Source organism: Leclercia sp. AS011, from assembly GCF_037152535.1.
GTDB lineage: Bacteria > Pseudomonadota > Gammaproteobacteria > Enterobacterales > Enterobacteriaceae > Enterobacter.
Map to the genome: position 1 here is coordinate 603,513 of NZ_JBBCMA010000001.1, position 15,985 is coordinate 619,497.

Below are 15,985 nucleotides of genomic sequence, written 5' to 3' on the forward strand. Positions count from 1 at the left end.
TACTTACATGGCTACTGAGATGTTAACAGTTTTTCATCTCGCCAACTGTAAGGAGGATCAGGGTGGCCGATACGTTAACTTCACCGCCGTTATTAGCTGAAAACTATGCGTACTTTTTTGACCTTGACGGAACGCTGGCAACCATCCAGCCGCATCCCGATGAGGTGGCGGTTCCCACCGAAGTGTTAGAGGCGCTGAATCAGCTTGCTGAGCTGAATCAGGGGGCACTGGCATTGATATCAGGGCGTTCAATGGCCGAGCTGGATCAGCTCGCCGGACCCTACCGTTTCCCGCTTGCCGGTGTACACGGGGCGGAGCGCCGCGACATCCATGGTCATTCGCAAACCGTTTCCCTTCCTCCCGATCTGGTCCAGACGCTGCATGCGCAGTTGACGACGGCACTGTTATGTCTGCCAGGTACCGAGCTGGAGGCCAAAGGGATGGCCTTTGCGCTCCACTATCGCCAGGCTCCCCAGTATCAACAGGAAGTGTTCAATCTGGCGGAGCAGATAGTGCATGATAATCCGCAGCTGTCGCTACAGCCGGGTAAATGCGTGGTTGAAATCAAACCGAGGGGCATCCATAAAGGGGAAGCTATCTCTGCCTTTATGCATGAAGCGCCGTTCCTCGGCAGAACGCCGGTGTTCTTTGGCGATGACCTGACCGATGAGCATGGCTTTGAGGTGGTCAACCAGCTTAAAGGGGTATCAGTGAAGGTCGGCGCGGGTGAGACCAAAGCCAGCTGGCGGCTGGCAACGGTACCCGACGTCTGGCAATGGGTAATAAAAGCCGCTAACCATCAACAAGAAAAAGAAATAGCGCAAATTAACAGGAGAAAACCTTATGGGTCGCTTGATCGTAGTTTCTAATCGCATCGCTCCCCCGGACGACAAAAAAGCCAGCGCAGGTGGCCTGGCTGTAGGGGTGCTGGGGGCGTTAAAAAGTACGGGGGGACTCTGGTTTGGCTGGAGTGGAGAGATTGGTGACGAGGACAAACCGCTAAAAAAGGTGACGCGCGGGAACATCACCTGGGCCTCGTTTAATCTCAGTGAACAGAATTATGATGAGTATTACAGCCAGTTCTCCAACGCCGTACTGTGGCCAGCATTTCACTATCGCCTCGACCTGGTGAAGTTTAAGCGCGAGGCCTGGGAGGGCTATTCGCGGGTGAACAGCCTGCTGGCTGATAAGCTGCAGCCGTTAGTCCAGCAGGACGACACGCTCTGGATCCACGATTATCATCTGCTGCCGTTTGCCAGCGAGTTGCGCAAGCGCGGCATCAACAACCGCATCGGCTTCTTCCTGCATATCCCGTTCCCGACGCCGGAGATCTTCAACGCGCTGCCACCCAGCGACGAGCTGCTTGAACAGCTCTGCGATTACGATCTGCTGGGCTTCCAGACCGAAAACGACCGCCTGGCCTTCCTCGACAGCGTGGCCAGCAAAACGCGGCTGACGGCCCATGACGATGACTCGCACTCCGCCTGGGGCAAGCGCTTCCGCACCGAGGTCTACCCGATTGGTATCGAGCCGGACGAGATTGCCGGGCAGGCCTCAGGGCCACTGCCGCCTAAGCTGGCGCAGCTTAAAGAAGAGCTGAAGAACGTTAAAAACATCTTTTCCGTTGAGCGTCTCGATTATTCAAAAGGGCTGCCCGAACGCTTCCAGGCCTACGAGACCCTGCTGGAGAAATACCCCGAGCACCACGGTAAGATCCGCTACACCCAGATCGCGCCGACCTCGCGCGGGGAAGTGCAGGCCTATCAGGACATTCGTCACCAGCTTGAAAACGAAGCCGGGCGCATTAACGGCCGCTACGGTCAGCTGGGCTGGACCCCGCTGTTCTACTTAAACCAGCATTTCGAACGTAAAATCCTGATGAAGGTGTTCCGCTATGCCGATGTCGGCCTGGTAACGCCGCTGCGTGATGGCATGAACCTGGTGGCGAAAGAGTACGTTGCCGCGCAGGATCCGGCCGACCCGGGGGTACTGGTGCTGTCGCAGTTTGCTGGGGCCGCCAATGAGTTGACCTCGGCGCTGATCGTCAATCCTTACGATCGGGATGATGTGGCCAATGCCCTGCACCGGGCGCTGAATATGCCGCTGACGGAGCGTATCTCACGCCACGCGGATATGATGAAGGTGATCCGCGAGAACGATATCGATCGCTGGCAGGCGCGTTTCATTGAGGATCTGAATCAGATCACCCCCCGCAGCGCGGAGAGCAACCTGCAAAAAAAGGTCGTAACCTTCCCTAAACTTGCCTGATAAATATTTCACTCAGCGCATTAAACTGCGCTGAGTGGAATTAACAGCACATCCACTTTACTGTTGCTAACGATTGTTTTCGCGGAACAGGCTGCACGAGAAAAAAAACTGTGGTTATGATTTCCGCAAATCACCAAATCTACGCTCTGCTTTTGACATATATCAAGTATCCGCGCGCTTAATTCGCCCGACGCACAAAGTGTTTGGGCAATGGGATATTCTGCGCGTGCAATTAAATCGTCCAGAAATTGCTGGGTTTCTTCCTGAATAACGCCACGAATATCTTCCAGCATGGGGGCGGCCAGTTGATTATACATCTCAGGATCGGCGGAAAGGGTGAGCAGGGTGATGCGTGCCTGGGTCGGTCGGGCGATTGACACCGCTTTGGCGACCAGTTGATGGCTTTCAGGAGAAACAGAAACGGAAACAAGGATATGGGAGTAACTCATTGTACCCTCCGGACGTATCTGTACATTAGCTATTCCTCAGCTTTAGCGCGATTTTTCTGCTGGCGCAAGGGGGGGTAGTGACATTCATGTGATACTTATCATAATTATTCATTAAATATTCTTATGTAATGAACAGCGCTAAACCCTCCTGAGGGGGGTACATTAGCGTTCTTAACGGAAATCATATATATAAATTCCCCGAAAAAACAAGGGGATTACCCCTCTGTAACACGCCTTCTGCCGTAAACGAAAGAAAATACTTCCGTATTTAAGCTTATTTTATTTCTTCAATTTCAATCGCTTAATTGAGTGTTTCTATCTTAGATATGTTATGCGGTTTTGCAAAATTGTAACTTGTCAACCCCCCGCAAGTAACGTGCCGGGTTTGTTCATACTTGTGCATGAATATTCGGCCATACAGAATATATCCGGCTGCTGTTTGCTCAAAATGTGAACAATTTAGAAGTGATACTGATGGATTTTTGGATCAGATTCACTTAAATTATGTGACGTAGGTCACATTTATTTTAAATTTTGGGCGGGGCTGCATTGTATGTCCTACATCGGACGGGTAGAGTTGCACCGAATTAGGAAAAGTCTTAGTTAAATGTAAGAAATGATAACTGCCAGGAAGCAATTTTTGTTTTTCTTTACGTGATTCATCAATACAGACTTTAATTCAACTATACGTTTTAGCCTTTTCTTCTTTTTTTTACCGGGGTTTTCCCGGCGACATCACGGGGTGCGGTCTACCGCACAAGAATAGAGTGTTATTCGGGAAGGAATAAATGAATACATCCGAATTGCTAAAACACATTTATGACATCAACCTGTCATATTTATTGCTTGCACAACGTTTGATTAGCCAGGACAAAGCCTCTGCCATGTTCCGTCTCGGTATTCAGGAAGAGATGGCGGCAACGCTTGGCGGATTAACGCTGCCGCAGATGGTTAAACTGGCTGAAACTAACCAACTGGTGTGCCAGTTCCGTTTCGATAATCACCAGACTGTCACCCAGCTGACGCAGGAGTCCCGCGTGGACGATCTGCAGCAGGTTCACACCGGTATTTTGCTTTCAACGCGTTTGCTGAATGAAATCAGCCAGCCTGATGACGCAGCCCGTAAGAAAAGAGCCTAATCATGAGTGAGAAGAGCATTGTTCAGGAAGCGCGTGACATTCAACTGGCGATGGAACTGATTACGCTTGGTGCTCGTTTGCAAATGCTTGAAAGCGAGACACAGCTGAGCCGTGGTCGTCTTATCAAGCTGTATAAAGAATTACGTGGTAGCCCGCCGCCAAAAGGCATGCTGCCCTTCTCCACCGACTGGTTTATGACGTGGGAGCAGAATATTCATGCTTCCATGTTCTGTAATGCCTGGCAGTATCTGCTCAAGACCGGCTTATGCAGCGGCGTTGATGCGGTGATTAAAGCGTACAAACTTTACCTTGAGCAGTGCCCGCAGCCTGAAGAGGGCCCTTTGCTGGCATTGACCCGCGCATGGACGCTGGTGCGTTTTGTGGAAAGCGGATTGCTTGAGTTGTCCCGCTGCAACTGCTGCAGCGGTAACTTTATCACCCACGCACATCAGCCCGCGGGCAGCTTTGCCTGCAGTTTGTGCCAACCACCGTCTCGCGCGGTAAAAAGACGTAAACTTTCCCGGGATGTTGCCGATAGTAATCCACAACTGCTGGATGAACAGATCAAACAGGCTGTTTAACCCGACCCTACGGGCAAGACTCCAGCAGCGGTAAGAAATTACCGCTGCTTTTTTTTGCCCCGCGGACGGCTAAACCCCGAACTCTGTCTCCTGGCTAAAGTCACTAGCGGAAGGATGATGTCGTGCTTATCGTATTAGGTTACCTGGTAGTTCTCGGTACAGTTTTCGGCGGTTATATGATGACCGGCGGGCACCTTGGGGCACTCTATCAACCGGCCGAACTGATCATAATCGGTGGTGCAGGGGTAGGGGCGTTTATCGTTGGCAACAACGGCAAGGCGATCAAGGGAACGTTAAAAGCGTTGCCGTTACTGTTCCGTCGTTCGAAATACACCAAAAGTATGTATATGGACCTGCTGGCGCTGCTCTATCGCCTGATGGCCAAGTCACGTCAACAGGGGATGTTCTCCCTGGAACGCGATATTGAGAATCCGAAAGAGAGCGAGATCTTCGCCAGCTATCCGCGGATCCTTGCGGATTCGATGATGCTCGAATTTATCGTCGACTATCTGCGTCTGATCATCAGCGGCAACATGAACACCTTCGAAATCGAAGCCCTGATGGACGAAGAGATCGAAACCCACGAAAACGAAGCGGAAGTGCCCGCCAACAGCCTGGCGATGGTGGGCGACTCCCTGCCGGCGTTCGGGATCGTTGCGGCGGTCATGGGGGTAGTTCACGCCCTGGCCTCTGCGGATCGTCCGGCGGCCGAGCTGGGGGCGCTGATCGCCCACGCCATGGTGGGGACCTTCCTCGGGATCCTGCTGGCTTACGGTTTTATCTCGCCGCTGGCGACCGTTTTACGCCAGAAGAGCGCTGAAACCACCAAGATGATGCAGTGCGTCAAAATCACGCTGCTCTCCAACCTGAACGGTTATGCTCCGCCGATTGCCGTCGAGTTTGGCCGTAAAACCCTGTACTCCAGCGAGCGTCCGTCGTTCATCGAACTCGAAGAGCACGTGCGCGCGGTGAAGAACCCAAACCAGCAGACGAGCACTGAGGACGCATGAAAAACCAGTCCCATCCCATCGTCATAGTCAAAAAGCGCAAGCACAAAGGGCATGGGGGAGGCTCCCATGGCTCCTGGAAGATCGCCTATGCGGACTTTATGACCGCGATGATGGCGTTCTTCCTGGTGATGTGGCTGATCTCTATCTCCAGCCCGAAAGAGCTGATTCAGATAGCTGAGTATTTCCGTACCCCGCTGGCAACGGCGGTGTCGACGGGTCCGCGTATCTCCAACAGCGACAGCCCGATCCCGGGCGGCGGAGATGACTACACGCAAAAGCAGGGTGAAGTAAAACGCGAGCCTAACGTTGATGAGCTGAAAAGACGCATGGAGCAGGCGCGCCTGAAGAAACTGCGTGGCGATCTGGATCAGCTGATCGAAGCGGATCCGAAGCTGCGTGCGTTACGTCCGCACCTGAAGATCGATCTTGTCCAGGAGGGGCTGCGCATTCAGATTATCGACAGCCAGAACCGTCCGATGTTTAAAACCGGCAGCGCCGAAGTGGAGCCCTATATGCGCGACATCCTGCGCGCCATTGCCCCGGTGTTGAACGGGATCCCTAACCGGGTCAGTCTCTCCGGTCACACCGATGATTTCCCTTACGCCGGTGGCGAAAAAGGGTACAGCAACTGGGAGCTCTCTGCGGATCGTGCCAACGCATCCCGTCGTGAGCTGGTGGTCGGCGGGCTGGACGATGGCAAGGTGCTGCGCGTCGTCGGCATGGCCGCAACCATGCGCATGACCGACCGCGGGCCAGAAGATGCCATCAACCGTCGAATTAGTCTCTTAGTGCTCAACAAGCAGGCGGAGCAGGCCATCCTGCACGAAAACGCCGAAAGTCAGAATGAGTCACTGGATGATTTAAAACAGCCAGACCCTGTGTCTTCGGCTGCCGTTCCAACATCGCCACCAGCCAATCCGAGGTGATAGCGTGAGCATGGATATTAGCGATTTTTACCAGACGTTTTTTGATGAAGCCGACGAACTGTTGGCGGATATGGAGCAACACCTGCTGGACCTGGTGCCTGAGGCACCGGATTCAGAGCAGCTCAACGCCATATTTCGTGCGGCCCACTCCATAAAAGGGGGCGCCGGGACGTTTGGCTTTACCATCCTGCAGGAGACCACCCATCTGATGGAGAACCTGCTGGATGAGGCCCGACGCGGTGAGATGCAGCTCAATACCGACATTATTAACCTGTTTTTGGAAACGAAAGATATTATGCAGGAACAGCTCGATGCCTATAAAAGCTCGCAAGAGCCGGACGCTGCCAGCTTTGAATATATCTGTCAGGCCCTGCGTCAGTTAGCGCTGGAAGCCAAAGGCGAGACGGCCGCCGTGGCCGTCAGCCCGGCGAAACTGAGCGTCGTGGACGCCGCGCCAACGGCCGCGCCAGCCGCAGATGACCGCGTGCGCGTGGTGCTCTCCGGCCTGAAAGAGAGCGAAGTGAATCTGCTGGAAGAGGAGCTGAGCAATCTGGCGACCCTGAGCAACGTGGTGAAGGGCAAAGACACCCTGGCGGCCACCCTCGATGGCGGCATCAGCAAAGATGACGTGGTCGCGGTGCTCTGCTTCGTTATTGAGCCTGAACAGATCGACTTTGAAGCGGTTGCGGATGCACCGGCTGCGGACGTCGCTGAAGTCGCTGAAGCTGCCCCTGCGGTGCCAGCCGTGGCACCGGCTGCGCCAGTGCTGAAGGCCGTTCCGGGTGAAGCGGCTGCGCCAAACCGTGGCGAACGTGAAAAACCGGCCGCCCGCTCCAGCGAATCGACCAGTATTCGCGTGGCCGTTGAGAAGGTGGATCAGCTGATCAATCTGGTCGGCGAACTGGTGATCACCCAGTCGATGCTGGCCCAGCGTTCTAACGAGCTGGACCCGGTGAACCACGGGGATCTGATCACCAGCATGGGTCAGCTGCAGCGTAACGCTCGTGACCTGCAGGAATCGGTGATGTCCATTCGTATGATGCCGATGGAGTACGTCTTCAGCCGCTTCCCGCGCCTGGTGCGTGACCTGGCCACTAAGCTGAACAAGCAGATTGAACTGACGCTGATGGGCAGCTCCACCGAGCTGGATAAGAGCCTGATTGAGCGCATCATCGACCCGTTAACGCACCTGGTGCGTAACAGCCTCGACCACGGGATCGAGCTGCCGGAAAACCGCGTGGCCGCCGGAAAATCCCCGGTCGGCAACCTGATCCTCTCTGCGGAACACCAGGGCGGAAACATCTGTATCGAAGTGACCGACGACGGCGCGGGCCTGAACCGCGAGCGTATCCTGGCGAAAGCGATGTCGCAGGGGATGGCGGTTAACGAGAACATGACCGACGAAGAAGTGGGCATGCTGATTTTCGCCCCGGGCTTCTCTACAGCCGAGCAAGTGACGGACGTCTCCGGGCGTGGCGTGGGCATGGACGTGGTAAAACGTAACATCCAGGAGATGGGCGGCCACGTTGAGATCAAGTCGAAGCAGGGTTCCGGGACCACCATCCGTATCCTGCTGCCGCTGACGCTGGCGATCCTTGACGGGATGTCGGTCAAAGTGGCGGATGAGGTATTTATCCTGCCGCTCAACGCGGTGATGGAATCACTCCAGCCGCGTGAAGAAGATTTACATCCGCTGGCGGGCGGTGAGCGCGTGCTGGAAGTGCGTGGTGAGTACCTGCCGCTGGTGGAGCTGTGGAAAGTGTTCGACGTGGACGGCGCCAAAACCGAAGCCACGCAGGGGATTGTGGTGATCCTGCAAAGCGCGGGCCGCCGCTATGCGCTGCTGGTCGATCAGCTGATTGGTCAGCATCAGGTGGTGGTGAAGAACCTTGAGAGCAACTACCGCAAGGTGCCAGGCATTTCAGCCGCCACCATCCTGGGTGATGGTAGCGTGGCGCTGATCGTCGATGTTTCGGCGCTTCAGGGATTAAATCGTGAACAACGTATGGCGCACACAGCCGCCTGATTCAGTTAAGAAGGTAAAAAAATGACCGGTATGAGTAATGTAACCAAGCTGGCCGGCGAGCCATCAGGGCAGGAATTCCTGGTTTTCACTTTAGGTGACGAAGAATACGGTATCGATATTCTGAAAGTGCAGGAAATCCGCGGCTATGATCAGGTGACCCGCATCGCCAACACGCCAGATTTCATTAAAGGTGTGACCAACCTGCGTGGCGTTATCGTGCCCATCGTCGACCTGCGCGTGAAGTTCAGCCAGGGCGACGTCGAGTATGATGATAATACCGTGGTGATCGTGCTCAATCTGGGCCAGCGCGTGGTGGGGATCGTGGTGGATGGGGTGTCTGACGTGCTGTCCCTGACCGCCGAGCAAATCCGCCCGGCACCGGAATTTGCGGTCACGCTGTCCACCGAATATCTGACCGGTCTTGGCGCGCTCGGTGACCGTATGCTGATTCTGGTGAATATCGAGAAGCTGCTGAACAGCGACGAGATGGCGCTGCTGGATGTGGCGGCGAGTCATGTAGCGTGATGAGGCTGGCCGCCAGGCTAACCTTTTAGTTTTGTAGGCCGGGTAAGGCGTAGCCGCCACCCGGCGTTTTATTGCTGCACGGTGCCTACGGGATTCTTAAGCCTCTTGCTCAACCAGCCCCGGTTCTTCTTCCAGCAGCCCCTCATTCTGCGCCAGCATCGCTGTCGCCACGCCGTTCCCCAGCACGTTAATCGCCGACCGTCCCATATCCAGGAAGTGATCGATCCCCATTAACAGCAAAATCCCGGCTACCGGAATATGGAAACTCGGGATCGTCGCCGCCAGCACCACCAGCGCCGAGCGCGGTACCCCGGCTATCCCTTTTGATGCCAGCATCAGGGTCAACATCAGCACCGTGATTTCCGAAAACGTCAGATGAATATTGTACGCCTGGGCGATAAACATCGAGGCAAACGAGCAGTACACCATCGACCCCACCAGGTTAAACGAATACCCGATCGGCAACACAAAGGAGACGATATTACGCGAACAGCCAAAGCGGGTCAGCTGCTCCAGCGTTTTCGGGTAGGCCGCTTCGGAGCTGCTGGTGGTAAAAGCCACCAGCACCGGATCCTTCAGCATGCCCACCAGGCGGAAGATCTCGTTTTTCAGCACCATGTAACCCACCGCCACCAGCACCAGACAGGTGAGGACGATCGCCAGATAGTAACCGCCAATAAACGAAGCGTAGTTCAGCAAAATCCCCAGCCCCTGGGTGGCGATCACCGAGGAGATGGCGGCGAAGATCGCCAGCGGCGCAACGTACATCACGTAGCCGGTCACCTTCAGCATGATGTGGGAAACCACATCCAGCGCGGCCACCAGCGGGGCGTTAAATTTCTCCCCCAGCGACGCGCCGCCGATGCCGAAGAACATCGAGAACACCACAATTTGCAGGATCTCGTTATTGGCCATCGCCCCGGCAATGCTGGTGGGGATAGTGTGGGAAAGAAAACCTTTCAGCGACATCCCGCTGGTCGCCAGCCCGGTCTCCACTGTCCCGGCCGGAACGGCCAGATTCAGGCCGCTGCCCGGATGTAACAGGGTGACAATAAACAGCCCGACCAGAATGGAGAGCACCGACGAGCTGATAAACCAGACCATCGCTTTACCACCCACCCGGCCAATAGTGGCGGTCTCGCCCAGACGCATAATCCCCACCGTCAGGGTGCTGAACACCAGCGGCGCAATGACCATTTTAATCAGGCGTAAAAAGATGTCGGTCAGTAATGTGATGTTGTCTGACCAGGCTGCGATCGCGTCGGCTGACGCATACTCATGAATAACTGCTCCGGACAGAATGCCCGCCAGCATAAAGACCACGATGAACATCGTCAGTCGGTTTGCACTTGCCACCAAAATACCTCATTAACAGAAAATGAAATTAATAAGCTGATGTATTTAATTTTTATTATTCAGCGTGTGAATGGTTCATAACCTACGTTGAAGTAAAAAAGCGGTCTTTTCAATATTTTTTTAATATTTATTAATTTTGTTAATAAATTTTTGGCGATATATTGTGATGCAGATCACATTTCAATCAATATATCTTCCCGCAACCCGGAAAACAGAGCGGATAACATTTCTTATCTATTTGTTTTTATTTGTAAACAGGTGTCAATACGGTAAAAGTATGAGTCAGGAGGTGAAAAGTGGTTGAGAACGAAACCTTAAACTAAATTTCACAATAACCACCCGGGCAACAGCATGATGGGTGCTAACAGACTGAGTGTTATCCAAAAAATGATAACCTCACGTGACATTTTCTGGAGGGTGGAAAATGAACAAAAAGCTTCTGATGCTGTTTACCGGTAGCGTTCTGGCGATGGCTGCCAGCAATAGCCAGGCTGTCACCAGCAGCGGCACCATTGGCGCAACCCTGACCTTGACCAACGGTTGCCTGATTAACGGCTCGCCAACGCAGGACGGCATTAACTTCGGTACTCTCGACTTCGGTACCCATCCGGCGACCTTCTCCACGCTGACCACCCAGTTGACCGGGGCCAGCGGCGGTAACACCTTCACCATTCAATGCACCACCGCCAGCTACACGGTGGCGATCACCGGTAACACCAACTCCACCGCCCCCGGCACCGTGGTGGGTACTCCGGGCACCCCGGCGCGCTATCTGGTAAATACCGCCAATACCAGCCAGGGCGTGGCCTACAGCCTGTTCAGCGACGGCGGGTTTAATAACATCATTGCCAACAACGCACCGCTGCCGGTGACCTCCACCGCCGGGGGCGTCAACAGCTACACGCTGTACGGCCGTATCACCGGCGGGGGCAACAGCGTCACCGTGGTGCCCGGCACCTACACCGACACCATCAACGTCAGCGTTACCTACTAGCGCCAGCAGCTTTTAATGAGCGCGGATAAGCAACAGCTCCATCACCGGGGAGAGGGAAAACTGCGCGCTCTTTTTGGCCTGAGCATGCTGCTGCTTGCGGCAGGAAGCGGCGAGGCGGTGACGACGCAATCCTTTCAGGTGAGCGCCACTATCACCCCCGGCTGTTCCGTCGCCGCAGGCAGCGGTGGCCTGCTGGGTACTCTGGACTTCGGCACCCATAGCGGGGTGGAGCGGGGATCGGTGAACACCAGCTTTGTGCCGAACGGTTCCCTGTCCATCGCCTGTACGCCAGGCGTGGCGCTGAGCATGAGCATCGACGGCGGTCAGCACTACACCTCGGTGCGCAATATGCAGCTGGCAGGAGGGACCAGCCAGGTGCCGTACCGCCTGTACAGCAGCAGCTCCCTGGCGGCCAACAGTGAGATCGGGGTTAACCAGGCGGTGTCGGTGGCTTACACCAACAGTAACAACATTGCGCTACCGCTCTTTGGTGTGGCGCTTCTGACCGGATTCAGCCCGGCCGGAAATTATTCCGATCAACTCACCGTGACCCTGTCGTGGTGACAAAGGGAGAAGGACGATGAAGGCATTTCCAGGCACTCGCGCGCTCTGTCTGCTGATGGCGCTGGGGGCGACGATCAACACCGCCAGCGGGGCGGCCACCATTCTGCTGTGGCCCATCGATCCCTGGCTGTCGGCAGATACCAACGCCACGGAGCTATGGGTGCAGAATCAGGGCACCAGCGCCACCACCATGCAGGTGCGCATTGTGCGCTGGCGGCAAGAGAACGGGCTGGAACGCTACACCGCCCAGCAGGAGGTGGTGGCCAGTCCGCCGATTGTCACCATTGCCAAAGGCAGCAAACAGTTAATCCGCCTGATCAAACAGAGCAAGGTACCGGCCGGCGTCGAGCAAGCCTACCGCATCATCGTGGATGAGATCCCCCAGCCGCAGGACAAGGCCACCCCGCAGATGGGACTGAAGCTGCAGATGCGCTACTCCATTCCGCTATTTGTCTACGGGCAGGGGATCGCCACCATTAAGGATGGGGCGCACCATGCCCTGGTTGAGACGCGGGATCTTAGCTGGCGGGTGATCCGCGAGAACGGCCATCCGGCCCTGCAGGTCCGCAATCAGGGCAATGTCCATGTCCGCCTCAGCCAGGTCACGCTGCAACAGGGGGGGCAGAATCGTACCCTCGCGGATGGCCTGCTGGGTTACGTGCTACCGGGCAGTGCCCGCAGCTGGCCGCTACCGTCAGGGATTGACCATCCGGGCCAGATGCGTGCGCAAATCAATGCCCGGGATACGCAATGGCAGTCGGCCCCCGTCAACTGAAGCCGTCGATGCTTATCCTGCTCTGCGTCAGCTCCGCAAGCTGGGCCGATCCCGGTGATGATATGTTGCCGCCACCGCCGGTGCCGCAGTCGGTGAATGACGAGGCGGTGTTCCAGCTGGCGCTGGTCGTTAACCATTACGACACCGGGCTGGTGGTGCCCGTCACCCGGCGGCAGGAGAAGTATCTGGTCGCCAGCGCCGATCTGCGCCGCGCCGGGTTGCCCGCCGAGCACGTCCCGCCGGGGGAGGTCAACGTCAGTCGCCTGGCGGAGGTGCGTACCGAGTACGACAGCACCGGGCAGCGGCTGCTGCTCAGCGTACCCCGGGAGTGGATCGGCGCGCGCGTCACCCCGTTCAGCGGCCAGATGGCGCGCAGCACGCCCCATTTTGGCAAAGGTGCGCTGCTCAACTACGACTTCTATACCAACCACACGGAGCACAGCGGTGGCCAGGCCGCTCTGTGGCATGAATTTCGCTATTTTGACGACCGGGGATCGTTATCTTCCACCGGCTACGTGCGGGAAAACTTGTCCGGCGACAGCGGACAACAGGAGGGGTATGTGCGCTACGACACCACCCTGATGATGACCGACGAAGAGGATGCCACCACCTGGACCGCCGGGGATGTGATCAGCGATGCCCTGAGCTGGAGCAGCAGCGTGCGCATGGGCGGCATCAGCTATGGCCGCGATTTCTCCCTGCGCCCGGATCTCGTCACCTGGCCATTACCTGAATTTTCCGGCGAGGCGGCGGTACCCACCTCGGTGGATCTGTTCGTCAACGGCTACCGGGCGGGCTCCACCCGTTTACAGCCGGGGCCGTTCACCCTCACCAATCTGCCCTACATTAACGGTGCGGGGGATGCGGTGCTGGTCACCACCGATGCGCTGGGTCGGCAGGTCAGTACCACCATGCCGTTTTACGTTACCAGCGATCTGCTCCGGCAGGGGCTCAGCGATGGAGCCATGACCCTCGGCAGCCTGCGGCGCAACTACGGCATCAAGAATTTTGACTACGGCCCGGCGGCGGGCAGCGGCTCGTACCGTTACGGCCTGACCGACTGGCTGACGCTGGAAGGGCACGTGGAAGGGGCCGAGGCGCTGGCGCTGGGCGGAGCCGGGACCATCGTCAAGCTCGGGCGCTTCGGGGTGGTAAACAGCGCCTGGACCCAGAGCAAGATGCGCGGCGATACCGGCGGGCAGGTCAACTGGGGCTACCAGTACAGCACCAACGCCTTCAGCATTGCCACCCAGCATAGCCGCCGGGATCGCGGCTTCGGCAACCTCGCACTCTACGATCAGCCCACCGTCTACGATGAACATAACCAGCCCATCGCCAGCCTGAGCCGCAACACCGATCAGTACTCCCTGACCTTTAACCTCGGCGACTACGGCAACATCGGCGCGGCGTGGATCGGCGTGCAGAGTTTCGACGACCAGAAAACCGAGCTGCTGAACCTCTCCTGGAGCCGTAACCTGTGGGGCAGCAGCAGTATTTACCTCGCCGCCAGCCGGGACCAACAGCAGGGCGACTGGACGGTGGCCCTGTCGCTGCAAATTCCGCTGGGGGAACGGGACAGCGCCGCCCTGACCCTGGAAAATACCCCGGATGCCGGCAGCACCCAGCGCCTCAACTATAACCACTCCATGCCCACCGATGGCGGCTTCAGCTGGAATATGGCCTGGGCGCGCCAGTCCCGGGCCAGCAACTATCAGCAGGCCACCCTGGGCTGGCGGAATAACAACATTGAATTGCAGGGCGGTGGCTACGGCGATCGCGACATGATGACCTGGTGGGGCGAGGCGATGGGTGCCCTGGTGCTGATGGACGGGGAGCTGTTTGCCGCCAACAAAATCAACGACGCCTTCGTGGTGGTCAGCACCGACGGCCAACCAGACGTGCCGGTCAGCTATGAGAACCAGCCGGTGGGCAAAACCAACCGCAACGGCTATCTGCTGATCAGCGGCGTCTCGGCCTACTACCCGGCCAGCTACAGCATCAACACCCTCAATTTACCCGCCGACACCCGCCTGAAGGAGACCGAGCGCCGCGTCGCCCTGCGGCGTAATAGCGGCTATCTGGTCGATTTCCCGATGGAGCAGGAGCGGGTTGCCAGCGTGATCCTCCACGACGGGGCCGGGGAGGCGATCCCCCTCGGCAGCCAGGTGCGTCGCCCGGGCAGGGAGCCGGTGGTGGTGGGCTATGACGGGCTTGCCTGGCTGGAAGATCTGGCCGACGTCAACCCGCTCGAGGTCATCACCCCGGAGGGCAAGGATTGTCACGTCACCCTGACCCTGACGGCGAACCCGGAGCATAAGCTGCAAACCTACGGGCCGCTGACCTGTCGGGTGGCACCATGAAACGCCTGCTGCTGGTGGCGATCCTGATGCTCTTTTCGGCCACCAGCTGGGGCGCGTGCCGGGTCAGCACCGTCAATGCCAGCTTTGGCAGCGTGACCTCTTTTGCCCTCAGCGGCAGCAATGAAGTGGCCACCACCGGCACGCTGGTGGTGAACTGCGATAAAGTGCTTAATTTGCTGACCAATGACTCGGTGACCCTCAACTTTACCGGGGCCACGATCACCGCTAACAGCCGCGGGACGATGAAGCGTACCGATAACGCCACCATCACCGACGTGATCCCCACCCGTCTGTGCGGCCAGAGCACGTGCAACAGCAGCAGCGAAGTGCAGATCGGCAAGGCTTACACCTGGAGCGGATCGTCGCTGTTAAGCCTGCTCGGTTCCACCCAGTACAACATCCCGCTCTATTTTCGCACCGTCGCCGGGCAGAACGTCAGCGCCGGGCCTTATCAGGTGACCCTTAATTTCAGCGTAAGCTACAGCGTCTGCTCGCTGGGGGCGCTGGGATTGTGCACCACGCCGCAAACCGGCACCGCCCTGACCAGCATCACCCTCAACATGACGGTGACCAACGACTGCAGCGCGATGACCACCCCCAACGTCAACTTTAACAGTGCGCCGCTGGTGCAGAACTTCCCGACCGTCTCCCAGGCCATCTCGGTGACCTGCACCAAGGGCAGCGTCTATACTATCGGCATTAATAACGGTGCAAACGCCAGCAATAACGTGCGCCGGATGGCCAGCGGTAACAACCGCATGAGCTATGAGATCTATAAAGAAGCCACCGCCAATCGCTGGGGCAGCAGCGGCAGCGAACGCTGGTCCAGCGGTGCCTCTTCCCAGGTAAGCGCCGACGGGCTGTTACGCAGCTATAACTACACCGCCCGCGTCCTGACTAATCAGACCACCCCGCCCGCAGGTAACTACAGCGACACCCTGGTCGTTGACGTCGCTTTCTGAGCCACGCTTTTCCCTTTCGCAAATGTAAAGTTCCTGTCAGTTGTGCCGAT

15 protein-coding genes are annotated in these 15,985 nt (G+C 57.0%); 13 read left to right on the forward strand and 2 right to left on the reverse strand.

Annotated elements, in window-relative coordinates:
• The first annotated feature begins 62 nt into the window (after positions 1-62).
• Positions 63-869 carry a trehalose-phosphatase gene (gene otsB, locus WFO70_RS02815; RefSeq protein ID WP_337014571.1) on the forward strand — a complete coding sequence of 269 codons (807 nt, stop codon included), beginning with the start codon at positions 63-65 and terminating at the stop codon, positions 867-869.
• Positions 844-2,268, forward strand: coding sequence for an alpha,alpha-trehalose-phosphate synthase (gene otsA, locus WFO70_RS02820; RefSeq protein WP_337014572.1), 1,425 nt, complete (start codon positions 844-846; stop codon positions 2,266-2,268). The genes otsB and otsA overlap by 26 nt, the downstream gene beginning before the upstream one ends.
• 20 nt (positions 2,269-2,288) lie before the next feature.
• Here otsA and uspC read toward each other — a convergent pair whose 3' ends face one another.
• Entirely contained in the window at positions 2,289-2,717 is a 429-nt protein-coding gene (gene uspC, locus WFO70_RS02825) for a universal stress protein UspC (RefSeq protein WP_337014573.1), read from the reverse strand.
• 788 nt (positions 2,718-3,505) lie between these two features.
• Here uspC and flhD point away from each other — a divergent pair.
• The 6 genes from flhD (at position 3,506) to cheW (ending at position 8,924) form a co-directional block, all read left to right on the forward strand.
• Positions 3,506-3,856, forward strand: coding sequence for a flagellar transcriptional regulator FlhD (flhD, locus tag WFO70_RS02830; protein WP_337014574.1), 351 nt, complete (start codon positions 3,506-3,508; stop codon positions 3,854-3,856).
• Positions 3,857-3,858: 2 nt separating this feature from the next.
• On the forward strand, positions 3,859-4,437 hold the full coding sequence (gene flhC, locus WFO70_RS02835) for a flagellar transcriptional regulator FlhC (RefSeq protein WP_333849078.1): 579 nt from the start codon (positions 3,859-3,861) through the stop codon (positions 4,435-4,437).
• Positions 4,438-4,559: 122 nt separating this feature from the next.
• Positions 4,560-5,447, forward strand: coding sequence for a flagellar motor stator protein MotA (gene motA, locus WFO70_RS02840; protein WP_333849079.1), 888 nt, complete (start codon positions 4,560-4,562; stop codon positions 5,445-5,447).
• A complete protein-coding gene (gene motB, locus WFO70_RS02845; RefSeq protein ID WP_337014575.1) occupies positions 5,444-6,373 on the forward strand; it encodes a flagellar motor protein MotB in 930 nt (309 codons plus the stop codon). The genes motA and motB overlap by 4 nt, the downstream gene beginning before the upstream one ends.
• 4 nt (positions 6,374-6,377) lie before the next feature.
• Entirely contained in the window at positions 6,378-8,399 is a 2,022-nt protein-coding gene (gene cheA / locus WFO70_RS02850; RefSeq protein WP_337014576.1) for a chemotaxis protein CheA, read from the forward strand.
• 21 nt (positions 8,400-8,420) lie between these two features.
• A complete protein-coding gene (gene cheW, locus WFO70_RS02855; RefSeq protein ID WP_032611989.1) occupies positions 8,421-8,924 on the forward strand; it encodes a chemotaxis protein CheW in 504 nt (167 codons plus the stop codon).
• Between the two features lie 96 nt (positions 8,925-9,020).
• Here cheW and WFO70_RS02860 read toward each other — a convergent pair whose 3' ends face one another.
• Entirely contained in the window at positions 9,021-10,280 is a 1,260-nt protein-coding gene (locus WFO70_RS02860; RefSeq protein WP_337014577.1) for a dicarboxylate/amino acid:cation symporter, read from the reverse strand.
• Positions 10,281-10,722: 442 nt separating this feature from the next.
• Here WFO70_RS02860 and WFO70_RS02865 point away from each other — a divergent pair, with 442 nt between their 5' ends.
• The 5 genes from WFO70_RS02865 (at position 10,723) to WFO70_RS02885 (ending at position 15,935) form a co-directional block, all read left to right on the forward strand.
• Complete coding sequence (locus WFO70_RS02865) at positions 10,723-11,274, forward strand: SCPU domain-containing protein (protein WP_442913364.1); 552 nt, start codon at positions 10,723-10,725, stop codon at positions 11,272-11,274.
• An 84-nt stretch (positions 11,275-11,358) separates the two neighbouring features.
• Positions 11,359-11,838: a Csu type fimbrial protein gene (locus WFO70_RS02870; protein WP_337016576.1), complete on the forward strand. Its 480-nt coding sequence runs from the start codon at positions 11,359-11,361 to the stop codon at positions 11,836-11,838.
• 16 nt (positions 11,839-11,854) lie between these two features.
• A complete protein-coding gene (locus WFO70_RS02875; RefSeq protein ID WP_442913345.1) occupies positions 11,855-12,613 on the forward strand; it encodes a fimbrial biogenesis chaperone in 759 nt (252 codons plus the stop codon).
• A complete protein-coding gene (locus WFO70_RS02880) occupies positions 12,589-14,973 on the forward strand; it encodes a fimbria/pilus outer membrane usher protein (protein ID WP_337014579.1) in 2,385 nt (794 codons plus the stop codon). Before WFO70_RS02875 ends, WFO70_RS02880 begins: the two co-directional genes overlap by 25 nt.
• Positions 14,970-15,935, forward strand: coding sequence for a Csu type fimbrial protein (locus tag WFO70_RS02885; RefSeq protein ID WP_337014580.1), 966 nt, complete (start codon positions 14,970-14,972; stop codon positions 15,933-15,935). The genes WFO70_RS02880 and WFO70_RS02885 overlap by 4 nt, the downstream gene beginning before the upstream one ends.
• The last annotated feature ends 50 nt before the right edge of the window (positions 15,936-15,985 follow it).

What these genes read in the sequence shown, in the direction of transcription:
- uspC (WP_337014573.1), bottom strand. Translation starts at nt 2,717, where the DNA reads ATGAGTTACTCCCATATCCTTGTTTCCGTTTCTGTTTCTCCTGAAAGC.
- WFO70_RS02885 (WP_337014580.1), top strand. Translation starts at nt 14,970, where the DNA reads ATGAAACGCCTGCTGCTGGTGGCGATCCTGATGCTCTTTTCGGCCACC.
- flhC (WP_333849078.1), top strand. Translation starts at nt 3,859, where the DNA reads ATGAGTGAGAAGAGCATTGTTCAGGAAGCGCGTGACATTCAACTGGCG.
- WFO70_RS02880 (WP_337014579.1), top strand. Translation starts at nt 12,589, where the DNA reads ATGGCAGTCGGCCCCCGTCAACTGAAGCCGTCGATGCTTATCCTGCTC.
- cheW (WP_032611989.1), top strand. Translation starts at nt 8,421, where the DNA reads ATGACCGGTATGAGTAATGTAACCAAGCTGGCCGGCGAGCCATCAGGG.
- otsA (WP_337014572.1), top strand. Translation starts at nt 844, where the DNA reads ATGGGTCGCTTGATCGTAGTTTCTAATCGCATCGCTCCCCCGGACGAC.
- flhD (WP_337014574.1), top strand. Translation starts at nt 3,506, where the DNA reads ATGAATACATCCGAATTGCTAAAACACATTTATGACATCAACCTGTCA.
- WFO70_RS02870 (WP_337016576.1), top strand. Translation starts at nt 11,359, where the DNA reads ATGCTGCTGCTTGCGGCAGGAAGCGGCGAGGCGGTGACGACGCAATCC.
- WFO70_RS02875 (WP_442913345.1), top strand. Translation starts at nt 11,855, where the DNA reads ATGAAGGCATTTCCAGGCACTCGCGCGCTCTGTCTGCTGATGGCGCTG.
- motB (WP_337014575.1), top strand. Translation starts at nt 5,444, where the DNA reads ATGAAAAACCAGTCCCATCCCATCGTCATAGTCAAAAAGCGCAAGCAC.
- WFO70_RS02865 (WP_442913364.1), top strand. Translation starts at nt 10,723, where the DNA reads ATGCTGTTTACCGGTAGCGTTCTGGCGATGGCTGCCAGCAATAGCCAG.